The organism is Pseudomonas sp. AM4(2022) (genome assembly GCF_036346515.1).
Taxonomy (GTDB): Bacteria; Pseudomonadota; Gammaproteobacteria; order Pseudomonadales; family Pseudomonadaceae; genus Aquipseudomonas; species Aquipseudomonas paracarnis.
The window spans coordinates 41,668-61,286 of the sequence record NZ_JAOTNW010000024.1; the positions used below are offsets into that span (position 1 = coordinate 41,668).

The following is a 19,619-nucleotide window of genomic DNA, read 5'->3' on the forward strand; positions in this document are numbered from 1 at the left end:
CATGCAAGCGTTCCCCTCCCTGCGTTCACCTCTCAGGCACGCCATCAAGGCGACCCTTCTCGGCGCGTGCCTGGCGGCCAGTACCCTGCCCTATTCCGCAGGTGCCCAACCACCCGGAGGCGAACGCCAGGCGCGCACCTGGAATATCGCCCCCGGGCCACTGGCCGGTGCCCTTGATCAATTTGCGCGGCAGGCCGGTATCAGCGTGTCGTATGACGCAGGCAGCGTAGCCGGCAAAAGCAGTGCTGGGCTGAGCGGCACTCTGGAGCCACAACAGGCCCTGAGCAGACTGCTTCAGGGCCAGGGTTTGCAGGCTCAAAGCCAGGGCCCGAACGCTTGGTTACTGTTACCCCAACAGGCCGACAGTTCGGCCCTGAACCTGAGCGCCACCACCATTACCGGCAACCGCCTGGGCGCCACTACCGAAGGCAGCGGCTCCTACACCACCGGTGCGGTGACCATCGGCAAGGGTGAACATAGCCTGCGGCGCACGCCGCAATCGGTGAGCGTGATGACCCGCAAGCTGATGGATGACCAGAACATCACCACCATCGACCAATTGCTGGAGCGCACCCCGGGGATCACCAGCTACGAATCGCCCATGGGCGGCAAGTATTTTTACTCCCGGGGCTTCAAGATGCTCGGCCAGTACCAGTTCGATGGTGTGCCGCTGGACATCGGCAAGGACTACATACAGGCCGACAGTTTCAGCGCGAACATGGCGATTTATGACCGGGTAGAGGTGCTAAAAGGCGCCGCCGGTATGCTCAAGGGCGCCGGCACCGCCAGCGGTGCAGTGAACTTCGTGCGCAAGCGGCCCCAAGCCACCCCGACCACCAGCCTCGGGCTGTCGGCGGGCACCTGGGATAACTACCACGCCGAACTCGACACTGGCGGCCCATTGAACGACAGCGGCACGGTGCGTGGCCGCGCATCGGTCAGCCAACAGAATCGCGGCTCCTACATGGACCTTGCCAAGCGTCAGGACCAGGCGTTTTACGCGGCCCTGGACATGGATGTCAGCCCTGACACCACCCTGGGCTTCGGGGCCAGCTATGAGGATGTCGACGCCACACCGTGCTGGAGCGGCCTGCCGCGTTATCGCGACGGCAAAAGCCTCGGCCTGAGCCGCTCCACCTGCCTGGGCCAGGCCTGGAACGATTGGCAAAGCCAGCGCACCACGCTGTTCGCTGATCTGACCCATCACTTCAACGACGACTGGAAGCTCAAAGTCAGCGCCGTGCATAGCCGCAACCTGCAAGACATCAAATACGCCGCCAGCGAAAGCACCGTGGACTATGGTAACCCGGCCCCTACGCTCACCAGTTACGCCGCGCTGCTGGATTACGATCACAAGGACTACGGCCTGGATGCCTACATTGATGGTCAATTTGAAGCGTTTGGCCTGCAACATGAGTTGATCCTCGGCGCCAATGGCAGCCGTGGCACTCAGGACGATGTCTATGCGATCCGCAACCTGCCCCAGCGCCAAAGCGTCTTCACCCCCAACCACCACTTCCCGGAACCTGCCGACGACACCTTCTGGCCCAACATGTACCGTGGCGGCACGGTCAAGGAAACCGCCACTCAATATGGTGCCTACGCCACCTTGCGCCTGCGTCTGGCCGAACCTTTGATGCTGGTTCTGGGCAGTCGCGTCAGTTGGTATGAAAACCGCCGTGAGTCCCTGAACCTGGCCTGGGGCGAGTGGGCCGACCAGGATGCACGCACCAAGGAAACCGGGGTGGTCACGCCGTTTGCCGCGCTGATCTACGACCTCAATGACAACCTTTCGGTGTACGCCAGCTACGCCGATATCTTCCAGCCACAAAGCTCCTACGCTACGGTCAGCGGTTCGGCCCTCAAGCCGAAAATGGGGAGAACTATGAGTTGGGCATCAAGGGCGAATGGTTTGACGGGCGCCTGAACAGCTCCCTGGCGCTGTTTCGCGCCATCGAAAAAAACGCCGCCCAAACCGATTTCGAGACCCGCTGCGGCAGCTCCTCCGACGGCTACTGCTACACCGACACGGGCAAAGTGCGCGCCCAAGGGGTCGAGGCCGAGCTGAGCGGCGAATTGCTTGAACGCCTGCAGGTGTTCGGCGGCTATACCTACACGCAAACCAAGAACCTGAAAAACATCGACAGTGCCGCCGAAGGCGCGGTGTCCAACACCTACGTACCGCGGCATATGCTGCGTTTGTGGGGCGACTACCAGTTGGACGGTGCGCTGTCGAAATGGACAGTCGGCGCAGGCGTCAACGCCCAAAGCAGTAACTACCGCCTGCAAACCATCAAACTGGAGCAGGCCGGGTATGCGTTGTGGAGTGCACGCATTGCGTATCAGGTGGACGACACCTGGACTGTGGCGCTCAACGGCAACAACCTGTTCGATAAAAACTACTACCAGACCGTTGGTACAGCAGGCTGGGGTAACCTCTACGGGGAGCCGCGTAACCTCACGCTGAGCCTCAAAGGCAACTTCTAAGCACTGCATACCCCTCCTGTAGGAGCGAGCTTGCTCGCGAAAAACTCACAGACGCCGCGTTTATTCAGGAAGCACGCGTTATCGTTGACGTCTTTCGCGAGCAAGAACTAGGCGTCCTCGCTCCTACAAAAAAGCCTTGTCCCGCCCCCTCCTTCCCGCCGGCAAAAGCTTTTCGTCGCTGGCAGGCAAATCCCCAGGTTTGTTCCTACACTCCAAAAAGCCATCATCGATTCTCGATTATTCTGAAATACCCGCCATACACGTCAACAAACCGTCATATCATGGAGACCTTAAGAGGAGCAACGAAGAAAACGGACTAAAAGCCAAATCATTGACACAAACCCTCAATAGGGCCACTATTTAGCCATCACCCAGTAAATGCCTGCGTCTAGACAGCCATTACGGTTTACCCAGCAACAGAAGTCGTTCGATTTGCACCACTTGTAATGCATACCTGCCTTATGGATGAGCAAACGAATAGGAACGTTCTGGTGGTGTATTGAGGATCTGATGTATGCGCGGTAAATCGTCGGTTGATAGCCTGTTTTTGACTCGCACCGGTTTCGTTGAGTTTTTTGTCGTTTTCGTAAAACTGATCCATGGGCTGACCGCAATCTCGCCGGCGATCATCCTGCTGTTCTACCCGGATCCCGTCGCTGAGCACATGCGCACTCACTATCTGGGCCTGCTGGCGTTCTTTGCGATCCTGACCATTATCTTGTTCCAGGCCCTGGGGGTTTACTCCGATGACCTGTTCAGCAATCGCCTGCGTTTTCGCGTGATGCTGGTGGCCTGGGTCTCGGCGTTTTGCATCCTGTTGTTCATGTACCAGATCCTGCTCCTGTTCCCGCAGTTGAGCCCACGCAACCTGGTGTTCTGGTTTTCCGCGAGCCTGCTGCTGTTTGGCGTGGAGCGGATACTGATGCTGCGCCTGTACCGCCATTTGATGGATAACGGCAAATTCCTCCAGCGCACCGTGATCCTGGGCTTTACCGACACGGCCGTGCATGTGGCTGAACACCTGTCGCGCAACAGTGACATACGTTCCGGCCTCATCGGTTTTATCGACGACCGTACCGAGCGCATTCCCAAGGAGTTGAGCCGCCTGCCCTTGCTAGGCAATACCCGCGACCTGGAAAAGCTGATCCGCTCCGAACAGGTCAACCAGGTCATGATCACCCTGCCCTGGGCTGCCGAGCAGCGCATCAATGGGCTGGTCAAGCGCCTGCGGCAGATGTCGGTGAACGTCATGCTGGTGCCGGATATGGCCGCACTGCGCTATGGCCATAACCGCATCACCGATGTGGGCGGCATCCTGATGTTCAACACCTCGCAGTTGCCGCTGCGGGGCTGGTCGCCGTTTATCAAGCGTTGCGAAGACCTGCTGCTGGCCAGCCTCGGCCTGTTGTTGCTGTCGCCGGTGATGCTGGTGACCGCCATCGCGATCAAACTCGATTCCAAGGGCCCGGTGCTGTTTCGCCAGAAGCGCTATGGCTACAACGACAACCTGATCCGCGTGTTCAAGTTCCGCTCGATGTACGTCGAGCAGACCGACCTCAACGCCGAAAACCAGACCACACGCCAGGACCCGCGCATCACCCGGGTGGGAAGGATCATCCGCAAGACCAGCATCGATGAGCTGCCACAACTGTTCAACGTGCTGCTGGGCAATATGTCGATGGTCGGCCCGCGCCCTCACGCCACGGCCACCAAGGCGGCCGGGATTCCTTTCGAGGAAGCGGTCAGCGAATACAGTTCGCGCCATCGGGTCAAGCCCGGCATCACCGGCTGGGCGCAGATCAATGGTTACCGCGGCGAGACCGATACGCTGTTCAAGATTCAGAAACGGGTCGAATACGACCTGGAATACATCGCCAAATGGTCCGTGTGGCTGGACCTCTACATCGTTTTCATGACGGTCCCGGCCGTTCTTTCCACCAAGGAAGTCTATTGATGAACCCACTTAACGGATTGATTCCCTGCATCATCTCCGGTGGTTCGGGTACGCGGTTGTGGCCGGTTTCGCGGCAGAACATGCCCAAGCCCTTCATGCGCATGCGCGACGACCAGAGCCTGTTGCAGAAGACCTTCCTGCGGGCCAGTCACTTGCCGGGCGTCGACAGCATCCTGACCGTGACCAACCGCGACCTGCTGTTTCGCACCCTGGACGACTACCGCGCGGTGAACACCCAGCGCCTGGGCCTCGACCTGCTGCTGGAGCCGTTTGGCCGCAACACCGCCGCCGCCATCGCCGTGGCCGCCTTGCACGTGCAAGAGCATTTCGGCGCAGACGCGCAGTTGCTGGTGATGCCGGCCGATCATCTGGTCCTCGATGAAGGCGCCTTTGCCCAGGCGGTGGAAAAAGCCCGCGCATTGGCCGAAGCCGGTTACCTGGTGACCTTTGGCATCCAGCCTGACCGAGCAGAAACTGGCTTTGGCTATATCGAACAAGGGCCGGCACTGGGCGCTGGGTTTCGGGTGCAGCGCTTTGTCGAAAAGCCCGACCTGGCCACCGCCCAAGGCTATCTGGACGGCGGCAAGCACCTGTGGAATGCCGGCATGTTCTGCTTCAAGGCAGCCACCCTGCTGGAAGAACTGGCCAGCCACGCCCCGGCGGTTCTAGAAGCGGCCAAGGCTGCACTGGAGCACAGCCAGAGCCTGCAAAACAGCAGTAGTCGCCAGCGCGAACTGAGCCCTGAAGGTTTCGGCACCGCGCCGGATATCTCCATCGATGTGGCGCTGATGGAAAAATCCGCCCAGGTCGCGGTCGTGCCCTGCGACATAGGCTGGAGCGATATCGGCTCCTGGGAAGCCCTGCGCCAACTCACCCCCAGTGATGACAATGGCAACCAGATCAATGGCGAGGCCATCCTGCACGACGTACATAACTGCTACATCGACTCGCCCAAGCGGGTACTCGGTGCGGTGGGCGTGCGTGACCTGATCATCGTCGACACCCCGGACGCGCTGTTGATCGCCGACGCGCACCGCAGCCAGGACGTGCGCTATATCGTCGCCGAACTCAAGCGCCAGAATCACCCGGCGTTCAGTCTGCACCGCACGGTCACCCGCCCGTGGGGCACCTACACGGTGCTGGAAGAAAGCACGCGCTTCAAAATCAAGCGCATTGTGGTCAAGCCCAAAGGCTCGCTGTCCCTGCAAATGCACCATCACCGCAGCGAGCATTGGGTGGTGGTCAGCGGCGCGGCGATGATCACCAATGGCGAGCGTGAAATCCTGCTCAACATGAACGAGTCCACCTACATTCCCGCCGGCCACAAACACCGCCTGACCAACCCCGGCATCATCGATCTGGTGATGATCGAGGTACAGAGCGGTGAGTACCTGGGTGAAGACGACATCGTGCGCTATGACGACATCTACGGCCGCGCGCCGGTTGAAGTGAAGCCCTGATGCGTACGTCATTGATCATTCCCACCCGCAACGCGGCCAGCCACCTGGACCGCCTGTTGCCAGCGCTGCGCATGCAGACCTTGCAACCGGATGAAATGCTGGTGGTCGACAGCGCATCGAGCGATGACACCGTGGCGCGCTTTCGCGAATTCGGCGCCCGCGTGGAGCGGATCGATGCGCGTGATTTCAACCACGGCGGTACCCGGCGCTGGGCCAGTGAACAGGTGGGCGGCGACGCCTTGATCGTGATGACCCAGGACGCGATCCCCGCCACTGCCGAGACCTTCGCCAACCTGATCAGCGAGCTGCAACTGGACCCGCTCAATGGCGTGGCCTATGGACGGCAGCTGCCGCACCCCGGCGCCGGCGTACTCGGCGCGCAGTCGCGGCACTTCAATTACCCGGCGGCCAGCCGCACCAAGCGCCTGGACGATGCACCGCAACTGGGCATCAAGACCTGCTTCAGCTCTGACTCGTTTTCGGTGTACCGGCGCAGCGCCCTGAGCGCGGTGGGCGGTTTCCCCCAGGATGTGATTGGCAGTGAAGACGCCTATGTGGCCGCCCGCATGCTGCTGGCCGGTTACCAGGTGCGCTACGCCGCCAGCGCGCAGGTGTATCACTCCCACGATTACCGCTTGCTGGAAGAGTTTCGCCGCTACTTCGATATCGGTGTGTTCTACGGCCGCGAGCCATGGATTCGCCAGGCGTTTGGCGACGCCGGCGGCGAAGGCAAACGTTATGTGCTGGCCGAACTGCACGCATTGCGCGAGGCCAACGCGCTGTACCGCGCCCCCGAAGTGGTGGTGCGCAGTGCCTTTAAATTGCTGGGCTATCGCCTCGGCCACCTTGAACGCCACTTGCCCAACGCGCTTAAACGGCGCCTGGGCATGTTTTCCACCTACTGGACTTGAGCCGTCATGAAGACTATCAACCGACGTTCCCGTCTTACCCTGCTCAGCCTCTTGAGTGCCTCAATCTGGCTGGCGGGTTGTTCGACCCCCGCGCGGGTGCCGCTTCCTGACAACAATACGCTCAAGGCCGGCCATCAAGCGGCGCTGACCCTGGCCGACCTGCCACCGCCGCAGGTGCTGATCCAGAGCGGCGACTCGCTGCGTATCGTGCGTGATGCCCAGGAACCGGCGGCGGCCGATGACATGACCGTATTCGTCGTGCGCCCCGACGGCGTGATCTCGGTGCCCAATATTGGCCGGGTCAAGGCGGCCTTGCGCACGCCCGAAGACCTGGGCAAGGAAATCACCGAGAAGTACAAGCGCATCTACCGCGAACCGGCGGTGACGGTGAACATCGCCAGCGCACCGAGCAACAAGGTGTTTATCGGCGGCGCGGTGTCCAACCCGGCGTTTTTCGACCTGGCCGGCAACGTCAGCGTCGAGCAGGCGCTGCTCAGCTCCGGTGGTGTATTGCCCTCGGCGGATGCCTCCAACGTGGCCTTGCTGCGCACCGGTCCCGATGGCAAGTACAGGACGTACTTCATCAGCCTGGAGAGCATGCTGACCAACCCCAATCACCCGCGGGTGGCGTTGCAGCGCGGCGATTTGATCTTTGTGCCGCAGTCGGGCATCGGCGCGACGGTGGAGGCCGTGGACATGTACTTCACCAAGCTGTTTCCGATCAACAAGGGGATTGGTATTGGCTTGAATTACGACCTGAACAAGAGCGACGTGAAAAACAGCGGCAACACCATCTACAACAACCCAACCATCAACGCAGGCCAAGGATTATGAAGCGGGCTTCGTATCACTCGAACCAAGCGTTCCCGCCTTTCGTAAACCCCATATGCAATGGAGTGATCCTGTGATCGAAATCCGCTCTCTTCGCGACCTGCTGCGGCTGTTCTTCATCTACCGCCGCGAATTCAAACTGGCCGTGCTCACCACGATTGTGGTCGCCGTGCTGGGTGCCTTCCTGTTGCCGGCTCGCTACGAGTCCGACGCGCGCTTGCTGGTCAAGCCGGGGCGGGATAACACCACCTTGCCGATCGAGGCCGCCAACCGCCAGACGCTGATTGCCCCGAGCACCCAGCACGACCCGATTGTCGACGAAGAAAAAATGCTCACGGGTCGGCCCATCGTGCATATCGTTGCCGAACGCTATATGGCGATGACCGCCGAACCGCCGCAAGGCTTCTGGAAGGTCACCAAGTTCTACATCAAAAAGGGCGTTGGCGAAGTCATCAATGGCATTCGTAGTGTGCTGCAGTTCGTGGGCCTTGCCGAGAAACAAAGCCCGCTGGAGCGCTTGGCGACCTCACTGGAGAAGAACTTCACCGCCGGTCACGAGCCGGGTTCTTCGGTGATCGAGATTTCGTTCACCTGGGACGACCCGGCGGTGGCGCAAAAAATCGTCGAGACATGGGTCAACGCTTACCTCGAAGAACGTGCGCGAATTCTCGGGCGCAAGAGCCTGCATACCTTCTATGAAACCGAACGCGCCAAGGTGGCGGAGAATATCCAGAGCCTGAAAGATCAGCTGCAAGGTCGCTTGAAGCAGATCGATTCGATCAGTGTCGATGCGCGCCTGAAGAACCTGACCAACCAGATCGACCGCGTCACCGACGCCAAGGTCAGCGCACAGAACCAGATATCGGGGATTCGCAGCCTCCTGGCCAACGCCAGCCAGCAGATCAAGAGCCAGCCGGCAGACGTGGTCACGATGCGCGAAACCAGCCTCAACCCCACCCAGCTCGACCTCAAGCGCCAGCTCAATGCGCTGCAAGTGGAGCGGGCTCGGCTGTTGCGCACCTACCTGCCGGGTACCCCGCAGGTCAATCAGATCGAGCAGAACATCCGCGACATGGAAGCCCTCAGCGCCCAGGAAGCTACACGCCTGGAACGCTCGCAGAACACCGCGCCCAACAGCCTGGTGATCAACGTTAAACAGCAAATGATCGACGCCCAGTTGCAAGAGCGCAAACTGGCCGGGGAAATCGAGAACTACGACAAGACCCTTGCCGAACTGCGCGCCCAGCGTGACCAGGCGATGACTGATGAACCGCAACTCAACACCCTGAGCCAACAACTGCGCACGGCCGAAAAGAGCTATGCCTTGTACTCGGACAATCTTGAACAGGCGCGAATCGACCACGAACTGGACAACAGCCAGATCAGCAACATCGCCCTGATCGAACACGCCACCCTCAACCCGGCACGCGTGTTTCCCAAGAGTCTGCTGATGCTGCTGTTCGCCATTCCCGCCGGCGTGGCCGTGGGCTTGCTAACCATCTATGTGCTGTACCTGCTGGACCAGCGCATCCACGATGGCACACGGTTGCAGGAGATGTTCCATGTGCCGCTGTGGAGCAGCATTCCCGATGTGCAAGACGCAACGCCGGCAGCCGTCACCGCCAGCCTCTACCGCCTGTACAGTCTGCTACCCCTGGACCGTATCGCCACCGAAGGTTTTGCCCTGGGCCTGACCTCGGCGCGGCATGGCGAGGGTGTGACCTTTATCGCCTCGCAACTCAAGCGTCTGCTGGAGGACCGTGGTCACCGCGTCTCGATCGATGGGACGAACGCGCCAACGCCAGGTGAAGTATTGCTGCTGGACGCCTCGGCGCTGTCCTCCAACCCACAGGCCTTCCTGACACTGCGCCGCGCCGACCAGATCGTACTGGTGATCGAAGCCCGCACCAGCACCGTACCGACTATCGAAAATGCCGTGTCGTTGCTGACCACCGCGTTCGGCAAAGTCGACGGCATGATCCTCAACCGCCGCCGCTTCGAAGTGCCGGCCAAGGTCCTGGCGCGGCTCAACAGCTGGCGCGGGGCGGCCTGATGCGTATCGCACTGCTGGCGCCGCTGCCACCGGAGCAGACCGGGATCGCCGATTATGCCGCGCACTTGCGCCATGCGTTGACCGAACAGGGGCTGGAGGTGGTGACCCCGCTCGCCGGCTGCCTGGACCTGCCTGAACAGTTGAAGCGTCTACAGGCCTTCGACTGGCGCAGCGTGGACCTGGTGCATGCCGAACTCGGGGGTGGACGCTTCGGTGAGTTCCAGGCGCTGGAGTACCTGCGCCGGGCGCAACCACACCTGCCGTTGACCGCCACGGTGCATGACCCGGAGCGCCTGATCTGGCGCCGGGCCAAGCTGTTTTTCCCCTTGACCTTGCTTGAACGCCTGCCCCACCCCCTGCCCCAGGCGGCAGCGCTGCTGGCCGACCCGTTGACCTTGCACGAAGAACGGCGCCTGGCCAAAGGCATGCGCCGCCTGATCACACTCACCCGTCTGGGCGGCGACTGCCTGCGCCAGCGCATGGGCCTGCGCCCGGAACAGGTGGCGGTGATTGCCCACGGCAACCTGCCCATCGTGCCCCAGGCGTTGCCGCCACTGGCGCCGTTGCGCCTGCTGTATTTCGGCTTTATCTACCGTGGCAAGGGCATTGAGGACCTGCTCCATGCCTTGGCCCAATCACTGGCCGCCCACCCGCAATGCCGAGGCCAGGTACGCCTGACCCTGGCCGGTGGCACCGCGCCGGAAATGACTTTTGACCCCGCCGGCAACTACCTCGATGGCCTGCGCGAGCAGATCAGCGCCCTGCATCTTGAGGATGTGGTGGACTGGCAACTGGACCTGCCATCGGCGCAGATCCCTTCTACGATCCAGGCGCACCATGTGATGGTGCTGCCCTATCGCGAATCGAAAAAACTCAGTTTCCTAGGGCAAATGCGCGGCACCAGTGGCGCGCTGTCGTGGGCCAATGCATGCGGGCGCGGGGTGATCACCTCCAACGCCCGCGCCTTTGCCGAAGAGGTGGCCGGCGGCAATGGCATCACCTATCAGCAGGGCGATACAGCGTCCTTGAGCAACGCCTTGAACCGCTTGATCCTCGACCCGCAACAGGCGCAGCAATGGGCCGCCCGGGCTGGAGAAATCGGCCACCAACGCCAGTGGGCCAACACGGCCCAGCGGTTTGCTGAATTATTTCGGGATGCTTGTGAGGAGCCGTTGCGATGAACCTGTCATCCGTTCGCCCACTGTGGCGCTACCTGCCGCTGGTGCTGTCAATCGCCGTCGGTAGCGCCCTGCTGTTGAGTGAAAAAGTCGATGCGCAGCCGGTGAACCTGGCCCCGGAGCGCACCGTCGCCTGGAAGGACTTTCTCGGTGTGAATGCGCACTTCCTTTGGTTCACGCCCGAGCAGTACCGCCAGCAGATCAAGCAATACAAGAAGCTTGGGTTGCAATGGGTGCGGGTCGACCTGCACTGGGATCGCCTGGAACCCAAAGAAGACGGTTATCAGCTCAGCACCTTCGATGAACTGGACCGCACCCTGACCGCTGAAAAAATCCGCTCGGTGTTTTACCTGGTGGGCTCGGCGCCCTTTATCACCACCGCCCCCAAGGGTGCGCAGTTCCAGGATCAGTACCGACCGCGGGATCCGGAAGTGTATGCGCTGCGCCTGGCACTTCTGGCCAAACGCTACCCCACTATTGATGCCTGGCAGGTGTGGAACGAGCAGAACCTGCCGAACAACTGGCGCCCCAAAGTCGACGCCAAGGAGTACGGGCAATTGTTATTGGCCAGTCACCAGGCCCTGAACCTTGCCGCGCCCGGCAAACTGCAGGTCATGGGCGGCATGGCGTACTACAGCCAGATGCCGCCCCGTGGCAAAACCCTGATGTTTGAAGCACTCGGCGCGCTGGGTGTGCAAAACCTGGGCATGGTCGCGGCCTATCACCCTTATTCGATGACCCCGGAAACCGATGAGCCGGGCAAGAACGAAGTGCTGCTGCGCGGTGATCAACTCAACTCAATGCTGCACGGCGCCGGGATCAAGAACGTATGGGCTACCGAGTGGGGCTGGTCCAGCTATGCCGGCCCCAAGGAAATGCAGGACCTGATCGGTATCGACGGGCAGGCCGATTACACCTTGCGCCGCCTGGCGTTGATGGCGTCCCAGGACTACCAGAAGATCTTCCTGTTCGCGCTGTCCGACCTCGACCAACGCGCCTCGCCACGCGACCAGCATTACGGCCTGTTGAACCTTGATGGCGAACCCAAGCCGGTATACACCGCCCTCGCCCGCTTCCTGGAGATCACCGGCCCCACGCTTAAACCCGGCAACACGCCGCAGTTGCAGGATGTACCGGACAGCTTCTACAGCGTGGCCTGGACCCGCCCTGACGGAAAACACCTGCTGATGTATTGGAGTGCCAAAGGCAGCAGCATCAGCCTGCCCGGCATCAAACGCGCAGAACTGCTGGACCCGCTGACCGGCGCCCGGCAAACCCTGAGCGACGACAACGGTATTCGCCCGGTGGTGAAACCAAGTTTGCAGATACTGATGTGGTAGCCCTGGGCATGGAGAGCTGTACATGAGAATCCTCTGGATCGTGCCCTACCTGCCGTGGCCGGCCACCAGCGGCGGCAAGACGCGGCAGTACCATTTGCTGCGCACCTTGAGTGAGCGCGGGCATCGCATCACGCTGCTGGCGCAATCGAAGACGCCGGCCGATGGGGCGGTGCACGCGGCCCTTGAACCATTGCTCGAACGCCTGATCGTGGTACCGCGCCGGGCACTGAAACATCCACTGACCCTGCTCGGCGGCCTGTTCGCGCCCTGGCCGCTGTTGACCACGGTCAACGGCCTGTCGGCACCGTTGCAGGCACAGTTTGCGCAACTGTTGAACGAGCGCTGGGACGTGATTCAGGTGGAACACAGCTACAGCCTGCAGCCGTTCCTGCACACCCTGCAGCAGCAACGGCGCGAATTTGTGCTGACCGAGCACAACCTGGAATCGAGCCTCGGCGGCGCCACTTACGACCGCTTCCCGAAGTGGGCCGCACCGTTTGTACAGTATGACCAGTGGCGCTGCCGGCAATGGGAACGCAAGGCGTTCGATGCCGCCGCTCATGTGGTCGCCGTGACCGAGGCGGACGCTCAGGCCATGCGACCGTTGTCGTCGACGCCGGTAAGCGTGGTGGTCAATGGGGTCGACAGTCGTGCCTTTGCCGAGGTCAGCGCCGATGCGCAGAGCCAGCGCCTGTTGTTCGTCGGTAACTACGAATACGCACCGAACCTGGACGCCGTGCAGTGGCTGCTCGACGAGATCTTCCCCAGGCTCTGGTTGCAGCGCCCGAACGCACGCCTGGCAGTGGTCGGCTATGGCTTACCCGAACACTGGCGCGAGCGTTGGCCCGATGAACGTATCGAGTGGCTGGGTTTTGTTCCCGACCTGTGTGCCTTGCAACGCCGCTGCGCCGGTTTTGTCGCCCCGTTACGCCATGGCGGCGGCTCAAAGCTCAAGGTGTTGGAGGCGATGGCCGCCGGCTTGCCGCTGGTGAGCACGGCCCAGGGCGTGTCCGGGTTGGCGGTACAGCCACAGGTACATTACTTGGCCGGCGAAAACGCTGAGGCCCTGGCCGATGCCGTTGTGCGCCTGCTGGATGAGCCGGCGCTGGCTGGGCGACTGGCCGATGCGGCACGCGACTATGCGCGGCAATACCACGACTGGGCGGTGGCGGCGAATGAACTGGAGCACCTCTACCGCAGCTTGCTCACCGTCAAGGAGTCTCAGCCATGCGTGTAGCCCTGGACTATCGCCCCGCCACGGTTGCGCCGTCTTCAGGCATCGCCCGCCAGGTCGTGGCCCTGGAAGACGCCCTGCGCGCGCGGGGCAACACCGAGGTGGTGCTGTTCACCGAAGCGCCCCTGGACCATCCGCAACGCCAGACTGCCGTTTGCCCGGCCTGGGCCAGCCCGCTGGACGGCCTGCAACGCCCACAAGTGCGCCTGCGGTTCGAGCGCAGGTTCTTGCCCAAGGCGCTGCACGAGCAGCAGATCGACCTGTACATCGCCACGGCCAATATGGGCTTGCCGCTGTGCCGTAAACCCGCCGGCACCCGCTATGTACTGGTGCTGCATGACCTGTTTCAGCTGACCCACCGCAACTTCCATCGCTCCAAACTCAAGGCCCTGGCCTACCGCCTGATCGACGGGGCTTCGATTGCCTGGTCGGTGTGGCAGGCTGACCGGGTGTGGTGCCCTTCGCAGTTTTCCTGCAATGAAGCCGCGCGCCTGTTCCCCTGGGCCCGGGCCAAGTTCCGCGTGCTGAACAACTTGGTGCCCGAATTGAATGCAGCACCAGAGCCACTGCCAACCCACCTGCCGACACGCTACTGGCTGGTGGTGGGCACGCGGGAGCCACGCAAGAACATGGAATTCTTCCTGCGCCAATGGCAGGCCTGCCGTGCGCTGAACCCTGATGTGCCGGACTTGGTTCTGGTGGGCCACGCCAGCGATGTACCGGCGGCACTGGGTGACCTGCCGGGCCTGCATTGGTGCAGCGGTTTATCGGACGGGCAACTGCAAGCGCTCTACCGTCATGCCGCGTGCCTGTGGCAGCCGTCCTATGCCGAAGGCTTTGGCCTGCCGGTGGTGGAAGCCTTGAGTGTCGGCACGCCGGTCGCGGTGGCACGCGGCAGCGCCCTGGATGAAATCGCGCCGCCCAACGCCCCGCGCTTCGCCCCCCATGACGCCGAGCAATTGCACAACGTCATGCAACAACTGGCAGCTGCCGACGCCACACAAGACGGCGAAACACAACGCGCCTGGGCCCGGCAATTTGCCGCACCGGCCTATCGCTCGCGCCTGGACACTTTGCTCAAGGAATTGGATCGCTAATGCTGCCAGGAAAATTCGTCAGTCTGCTGCTGGGCCTGGTGTTCGGCGGGTTGCTGTTGGCCCTGTCGCCGATCAAGGTCATGCTGGTCGTGGCCGGAGTGGCCGTGGCCTTGACGCTGATCCGCTTTCCCCTGTGGGGCTTGCTGATTTTCGCGGTATTGGCCACCAGTATTCCCTACACCACCTTGCAACTGGGCATCCGCACCACCGTCAGCGAGGCGGTACTGGGGCTGACCTGGGTCGGGGTGTTCTGGCAATCGTTCATCGGCAAGACGCGTGGTTTCATGCTGTGGCGACCGACCGAGCGGGCGCTGATGTGGCTGATGCTATTCAGCACCATTCCGTTTATCTGGGGCATGCTGATCATCCATGCCGAAGGCAACGGGCCGGTGAACTGGGTGCGCTGGCTGATGAACCTGTCGATGCTGTTTATCGTGCCGCTGCTGCTGCGCACCGACGCCGACCGCGACAAGGTGGTGGTCGCCCTGTTGCTGGGTAACCTGGCGATGCTGTTGCTGTCGATTTTCATGTTCCTGAAAACGCGCAACGCGATGTCGATGATCGATATTCTCACCGACCTCAAATACGCCCACCCGGAAGCGGTGAAGGATATTTTCTCTGCCAACTACACGCGCATGGCCTCGCCCTGGGTGCACCCCAACCTGACCGGTGGCGTGCTGGTGCTGTTTATTCCCCTGGCGCTGTTCTATGGCTGGACCCGCAGCGGCTGGCGTCGGGCCCTGGGCCTGGCGGTGGCGGTGCTGGGGTGTGCCGGCCTGCTGCTGAGTATTTCCCGTGGTGCCATCGTGGCCCTGGCGCTGGTGTTGATCTGGCTGGCCTACAAGCGCGTGCCGAACAGCGGGCGCATCATCGGTATCGGGGCGGCGTTCGCGGTTGCGTTGGTGATGTTCTATCCGCCGTTGCAGGACCGCTTGATGACCATCTTCTCGACCACCAACGCCAGTACCGAAATCCGCTTTGACGAGTACGCCAGGTTCCCCGCCGCCATGGCGACCTTCCCCCTGGGGATCGGCTTCAAGATCGACCCGCCCGTGCCCGGCTCCAATCTGTTGGGGATCTCAAACCTGTGGCTGAACTTCATCTACAAGGTCGGCCTACCCGGGATGCTGCTGTTTATCACCGTCACCCTGTTGTGGTGGCGCGAAGTGCGGCCCCTGGGCCAGGTGCGCAAGGTCACTGCCGAGAATGCCCTGTGGCTGGGGTGCATTTGTGGCGTGTTGGCGGCGCTGCTGACGGGGATTTTCGACCACTATTTCAGCTTCACCTTTGTACTGATCGCGCTGTTCTGGCTGTTGATGGGCATGAGCCTGCAACAGGTGCGCCTGCGCCCTACCGTTACCGCCACTGTTCCTGCTACCGCGCCAAAGGATAACCAACCATGAAGCACCGGATGATCCACTCCACCGATTTGCGTGACCGCCTCCCCACGCTGGCCGCTGAAATGGGCGTGAGCCTGTCGGACCTGGAAGAGGCGCTGGACTGGTGCCTGGCCAACGACGTGGTATTTGAAGAAGGCGAAGGCGACAACAAGCGCTTCTGGATCAGCTCCATCGACCTGGAAACCGCGATTGAGCACCCGGTGGCGCGCCGCCTGTTCCACCGGATGAAACAGGACCTTGCGGCCCAGCTACTGCCGCGTTACGGCAAAAACTGGGCAACCGTCAAAGACCGGTGGCGTAGTGTCTGGGACATGGCCTACAACATCTTGATCAACAAGATCCCCAGCCACCATGTGCGCATTGCCTGGCTGCGCCTGGGTGGCGCGAAGATCGGCAAGGGCTCCAGCTTATGGCGTAACACCGAAGTGCTGGGCATGCACAATTTGGTGGTCGGCGACGATTCGGTAATCGGTTGGCATTGCCAGGTGGACGCCCGCGCCGGGCTGGTGATCGGTAACCACGTGGCGATCGCCTCCCACGTGCTGATCATCGCCGGCAGTCATGATTTGCAGGCACCAGAGTTCTGGTCGATTTCCGGGCCGATCTACATCGACGACTACGTGTGGATCGGCAGCCGGGCGTTGATCGGCTACGGCACGCACCTGGGCTATGGTTCAGTGATCAGTGCCAATACCGTGGTGGCCAAGGCAGTAGCCCCCTACAAAATCATTGGCGGTTCCGGGGCCAAAATCATGGGCGAACGTTGCCATGATCTGAACTACAAGGTGGGTGGCAAAGGCCTGTTCACCCTGTTTCACTGATGTTCGGCAGCACGCTCTGGCTGACCGTCGCGACCCTCGCAGGGCTGGTCGCCGGTTTCGCCCGCGAATGGCTGCTGGTGGCGGCCTGGGGCGCGGGCAGTCGCAGCGACGGGTTTCTGGTGGCGGTGTTTTTGCCCGAAGCATTGCGCATGACCCTGGCCGCCGGCTTGCTTGCGGCGGCTGCCCTGCCCCTCTATCAACAACGCGACCCACACCGCCAGCAGGCCTGGCTGGCCAGCCTGTCCCCACGCCTGCTGGGAGTGGGCCTGGCCCTGTTTGCCGTACTAGCGCTGGGCGCGCCGCTGTGGGTGCGCCTGATCGGCCCCGGCCTGGACGCCGCGGCCCATGCCGAAGCCGCCGCTAACTTGCGTTGGCTGGCGGCCTGTGCGCCGGGCCTGGTGATGCATGGGCTGTTCAGTATTCCCTTACAGGCACGCCAACGTTTTGTCCTGCCGGGCCTGGGCTCTTTACTGTTCAATCTGCCACCGGTGCTGTACCTGTTTATCCGTGGCAGTTCCAGCGACAGTGCCGAACTGGCCATGAGCTTTTTTGCCGGCAGTGTGTTGATGTGCCTGCCATTGCTGGTGCCGGTCTGGTCTTTCGGCTGGCGGCCGTGGCAGGTCAGCGGCGACTCGCTGGCAGGCCGCGAATTGCTGGGGCGTATCGGGCCGTTGTTGGCCAGCAACGTAGCCAGCCAGGGCCTGGCGCTACTGGAGCGATTGATCGCCAGTTTCCTCGGGGAAGGCGCGGTGACGTGGGTTAACCTCGCACGCAAGCTGATCAACCTGCCATTGATCGCCCTGATGAGCCTCAACCAAGTGCTGCTGGGCATGATGAGCGGCGAACAAGGCCAACAGCGCCTGGCCCTGCTGCGCCGCGGCCTGGATGCAGCGACCCTGCTGAGCCTGCCTGCGGCCTTCGGCCTGATTGGCGCCAGCCCCACGCTGATCCATCTGCTGATGCCCGCCCAGAGCGTCGACGGCCCACTGCCGGCGCTGCTGGCCTGGTTCGCCACGCCACTGGTGTTTGGCGCCTGGAACGCGATGCTCGCCCGCTATGCCTATGCCAGCGGCGACACGCGCCTGCCGCTCAATTGCGAACTGCTGGGCAGCCTGGTCAACGCCGCCTTGCTGGTGGTGCTGCCCTATTGTATCGGCCTGCCGGGGATCGCCTTGGCGGCGTTGGGTGGCGTCGTGGTGACGAACCTGTTGCTGATGCACCGCCAGCAACTGCTCGGCCAACTGGGCTGGCCGTTGCAGTGGGGCTTGAGCGGGGTGCTGCTGGGTGTGGCAGCGCTGGCCCTGCACCCCTTGCACAACGATGGGTGGCAGTTGGGGTTGAGTAGCCTGGCCGGCGCGCTGGTGTTGGTGGGGTTGGGGCTTTGGCTCAAGCCGTGGAAAGCCTGAGGCCGGTTCCCACCAGAACGGTGGGAGGGGACCTGTTCAATCTTCCAGCGGCTTGGGAGCTTTGTTGCCGGGCTTGGCGGGTTTGGCGCCCTTGGCCGCAGCCGCTGGCGCGGCTGGAACAGGCTCCGGCTCCGCAGGTGCGGCAAGCTCCTTTTCCGCCTGAGGCATCTGGTCGATGGCGCTGAAGAATTCCTTCAGGTCGAGGCTGTCCGGTGGCACGGTTTTTTCGAGTTTCTTCTCGCCGTCCTTGCCGATAAGGATCACCTTGGTGCCGCTGCCGACGCCGAGCTTGAGGGCGCGTATCAGCGCGTTGGTTTCAGGCGGCGTGAGCTTTTTGCTGTCCTTTGGGTCCTTGGCGAACTTCTCTCCTTCAGCGCCAATGCTGCCGAACTTCACGGTATAGAACACCATGCTGCGCTCTTCGAAGGACTGCTTGGTGGCAGCCTCTTCCAGTTGTTTCTTCAGCGTTGCCAGTGTCGGGTTTCCAGCATCAAGCTCCACGACCACCAGGGGGCGCGTCTTGCCCAATTCCTGCTTGAGCGGATTATCATCAGCGGCCAACAACGGCCCCGTAAAAGCCATCAAGGTAGCCAGGGTCAGCGACCGGATGAGCATGCGCACCTCCTTTGAATTCCATGCAGGGTTCTTGAGTTTCATGTCTGCGACAGCCAAATTCAAGGATGATTCCTACACCACCTTGAGAAGCGTAGGTCAGGAAGCCCGCTACGCAAGGGCTGGGACAGTGGCCTGGTCATTGTTTCTTCCGGTTACGAGACTTTCCACTGCGGCCAATGCCGGGCAAAAACCGGGGCCACGACAGGGTCGGCGTCTACCCGCTCCAGGCTCTGCGCAAAGCCCGGCGCCAGGTTGCCGAGCACCTCGCGCGCGTCGTCCCAACGCGACACCGCCGCCGCCATGATGCCCAGTGCATTCGGCGCGTTGCTCGGGGTAAACAGCTGGCCGGCAAACTGATCGGCAAACACGACCCAGGCCTGGTGCAGGTAGCGCCGTGTGCCGCTGACCAGTTGCGCTTGCTGCGCTTCATCGGCATTGCCCAACCAGCGTTGCGGGTAGTCGATGATACCGATCGCCGAATAGCAGTTGGCGGCGATATACAGCAAGCCGCGCAGGATCTGCGTACGATCGCCGGCCAGCAACTCGGCCTTGGGATACTCCAGCCCCAGGTGGATCAGGATCGCGGCGCTTTCGGTCAGTACCTGGCCATTTGGAGTGACCAGAGTGGGGATCTGCTTGAGTGGATTGATACGTGCAAGAGCGTCGCTACCCTCGCCGTCCTGCCAGGAACTGGCCTCCACGCGATGCCACGGCACTGCGCAGCGCTGCAGGGCGATTTCGATCATGCAGGAACCGGATTCGTCGGTGCCATAAAGGGTGTACATGGGCGTTCCCTCCTGAGCGATGGGCAATATTGAGCCTGTGGTCGATT

General features: G+C 62.0%; 14 protein-coding genes and 1 pseudogene. 13 read left to right on the top strand and 2 right to left on the bottom strand.

From position 1 onward, the window contains the following. Position 1 precedes the first annotated feature (1 nt). The 13 genes and pseudogenes from ODQ19_RS24320 (at position 2) to ODQ19_RS24380 (ending at position 18,172) form a co-directional block, all read left to right on the top strand. Positions 2-2,487 (top strand): annotated as a pseudogene (locus ODQ19_RS24320) (TonB-dependent siderophore receptor). 514 nt (positions 2,488-3,001) lie between these two features. Continuing rightward, entirely contained in the window at positions 3,002-4,441 is a 1,440-nt protein-coding gene (locus ODQ19_RS24325; RefSeq protein WP_116666032.1) for an undecaprenyl-phosphate glucose phosphotransferase, read from the top strand. Further along, positions 4,441-5,901, top strand: a complete 1,461-nt coding sequence (locus ODQ19_RS24330) for a mannose-1-phosphate guanylyltransferase/mannose-6-phosphate isomerase (RefSeq protein WP_330211419.1) — start codon at positions 4,441-4,443, stop codon at positions 5,899-5,901. Before ODQ19_RS24325 ends, ODQ19_RS24330 begins: the two co-directional genes overlap by 1 nt. Continuing rightward, positions 5,901-6,812 (top strand): glycosyltransferase family 2 protein, encoded by a 912-nt coding sequence (locus tag ODQ19_RS24335; protein WP_116666030.1) that lies wholly within the window; start codon positions 5,901-5,903, stop codon positions 6,810-6,812. The genes ODQ19_RS24330 and ODQ19_RS24335 overlap by 1 nt, the downstream gene beginning before the upstream one ends. 6 nt (positions 6,813-6,818) lie before the next feature. Next, entirely contained in the window at positions 6,819-7,646 is an 828-nt protein-coding gene (locus tag ODQ19_RS24340; protein ID WP_116666029.1) for a polysaccharide biosynthesis/export family protein, read from the top strand. A 70-nt stretch (positions 7,647-7,716) separates the two neighbouring features. Further along, complete coding sequence (locus tag ODQ19_RS24345; protein ID WP_330211420.1) at positions 7,717-9,696, top strand: exopolysaccharide transport family protein; 1,980 nt, start codon at positions 7,717-7,719, stop codon at positions 9,694-9,696. Further along, positions 9,696-10,877 (top strand): glycosyltransferase, encoded by a 1,182-nt coding sequence (locus ODQ19_RS24350; protein ID WP_330211421.1) that lies wholly within the window; start codon positions 9,696-9,698, stop codon positions 10,875-10,877. Before ODQ19_RS24345 ends, ODQ19_RS24350 begins: the two co-directional genes overlap by 1 nt. Beyond that, positions 10,874-12,214: a beta-xylosidase gene (locus ODQ19_RS24355; RefSeq protein WP_330211422.1), complete on the top strand. Its 1,341-nt coding sequence runs from the start codon at positions 10,874-10,876 to the stop codon at positions 12,212-12,214. The genes ODQ19_RS24350 and ODQ19_RS24355 overlap by 4 nt, the downstream gene beginning before the upstream one ends. Before the next feature lie 22 nt (positions 12,215-12,236). Next, complete coding sequence (locus ODQ19_RS24360) at positions 12,237-13,451, top strand: glycosyltransferase family 4 protein (protein WP_330211423.1); 1,215 nt, start codon at positions 12,237-12,239, stop codon at positions 13,449-13,451. After that, the gene (locus tag ODQ19_RS24365; protein ID WP_330211424.1) at positions 13,442-14,545 is read left to right on the top strand and encodes a glycosyltransferase family 4 protein; all 1,104 of its coding nucleotides are present in this window, start codon (positions 13,442-13,444) and stop codon (positions 14,543-14,545) included. The genes ODQ19_RS24360 and ODQ19_RS24365 overlap by 10 nt, the downstream gene beginning before the upstream one ends. Further along, positions 14,545-15,948: an O-antigen ligase family protein gene (locus tag ODQ19_RS24370; protein ID WP_330211425.1), complete on the top strand. Its 1,404-nt coding sequence runs from the start codon at positions 14,545-14,547 to the stop codon at positions 15,946-15,948. Before ODQ19_RS24365 ends, ODQ19_RS24370 begins: the two co-directional genes overlap by 1 nt. Next, a complete protein-coding gene (locus tag ODQ19_RS24375; protein ID WP_330211426.1) occupies positions 15,945-16,766 on the top strand; it encodes an acyltransferase in 822 nt (273 codons plus the stop codon). The genes ODQ19_RS24370 and ODQ19_RS24375 overlap by 4 nt, the downstream gene beginning before the upstream one ends. Further along, positions 16,766-18,172: a lipid II flippase MurJ gene (locus ODQ19_RS24380; protein ID WP_116666021.1), complete on the top strand. Its 1,407-nt coding sequence runs from the start codon at positions 16,766-16,768 to the stop codon at positions 18,170-18,172. Before ODQ19_RS24375 ends, ODQ19_RS24380 begins: the two co-directional genes overlap by 1 nt. Before the next feature lie 36 nt (positions 18,173-18,208). On the opposite strand, the gene ODQ19_RS24385 is transcribed toward ODQ19_RS24380, so the two are convergent. Both ODQ19_RS24385 and ODQ19_RS24390 read right to left on the bottom strand, forming a co-directional pair. Further along, complete coding sequence (locus tag ODQ19_RS24385; protein ID WP_330211432.1) at positions 18,209-18,787, bottom strand: DUF4174 domain-containing protein; 579 nt, start codon at positions 18,785-18,787, stop codon at positions 18,209-18,211. A gap of 152 nt (positions 18,788-18,939) precedes the next feature. Continuing rightward, positions 18,940-19,572: a glutathione S-transferase gene (locus tag ODQ19_RS24390; RefSeq protein WP_305492654.1), complete on the bottom strand. Its 633-nt coding sequence runs from the start codon at positions 19,570-19,572 to the stop codon at positions 18,940-18,942. Positions 19,573-19,619: the final 47 nt, after the last annotated feature.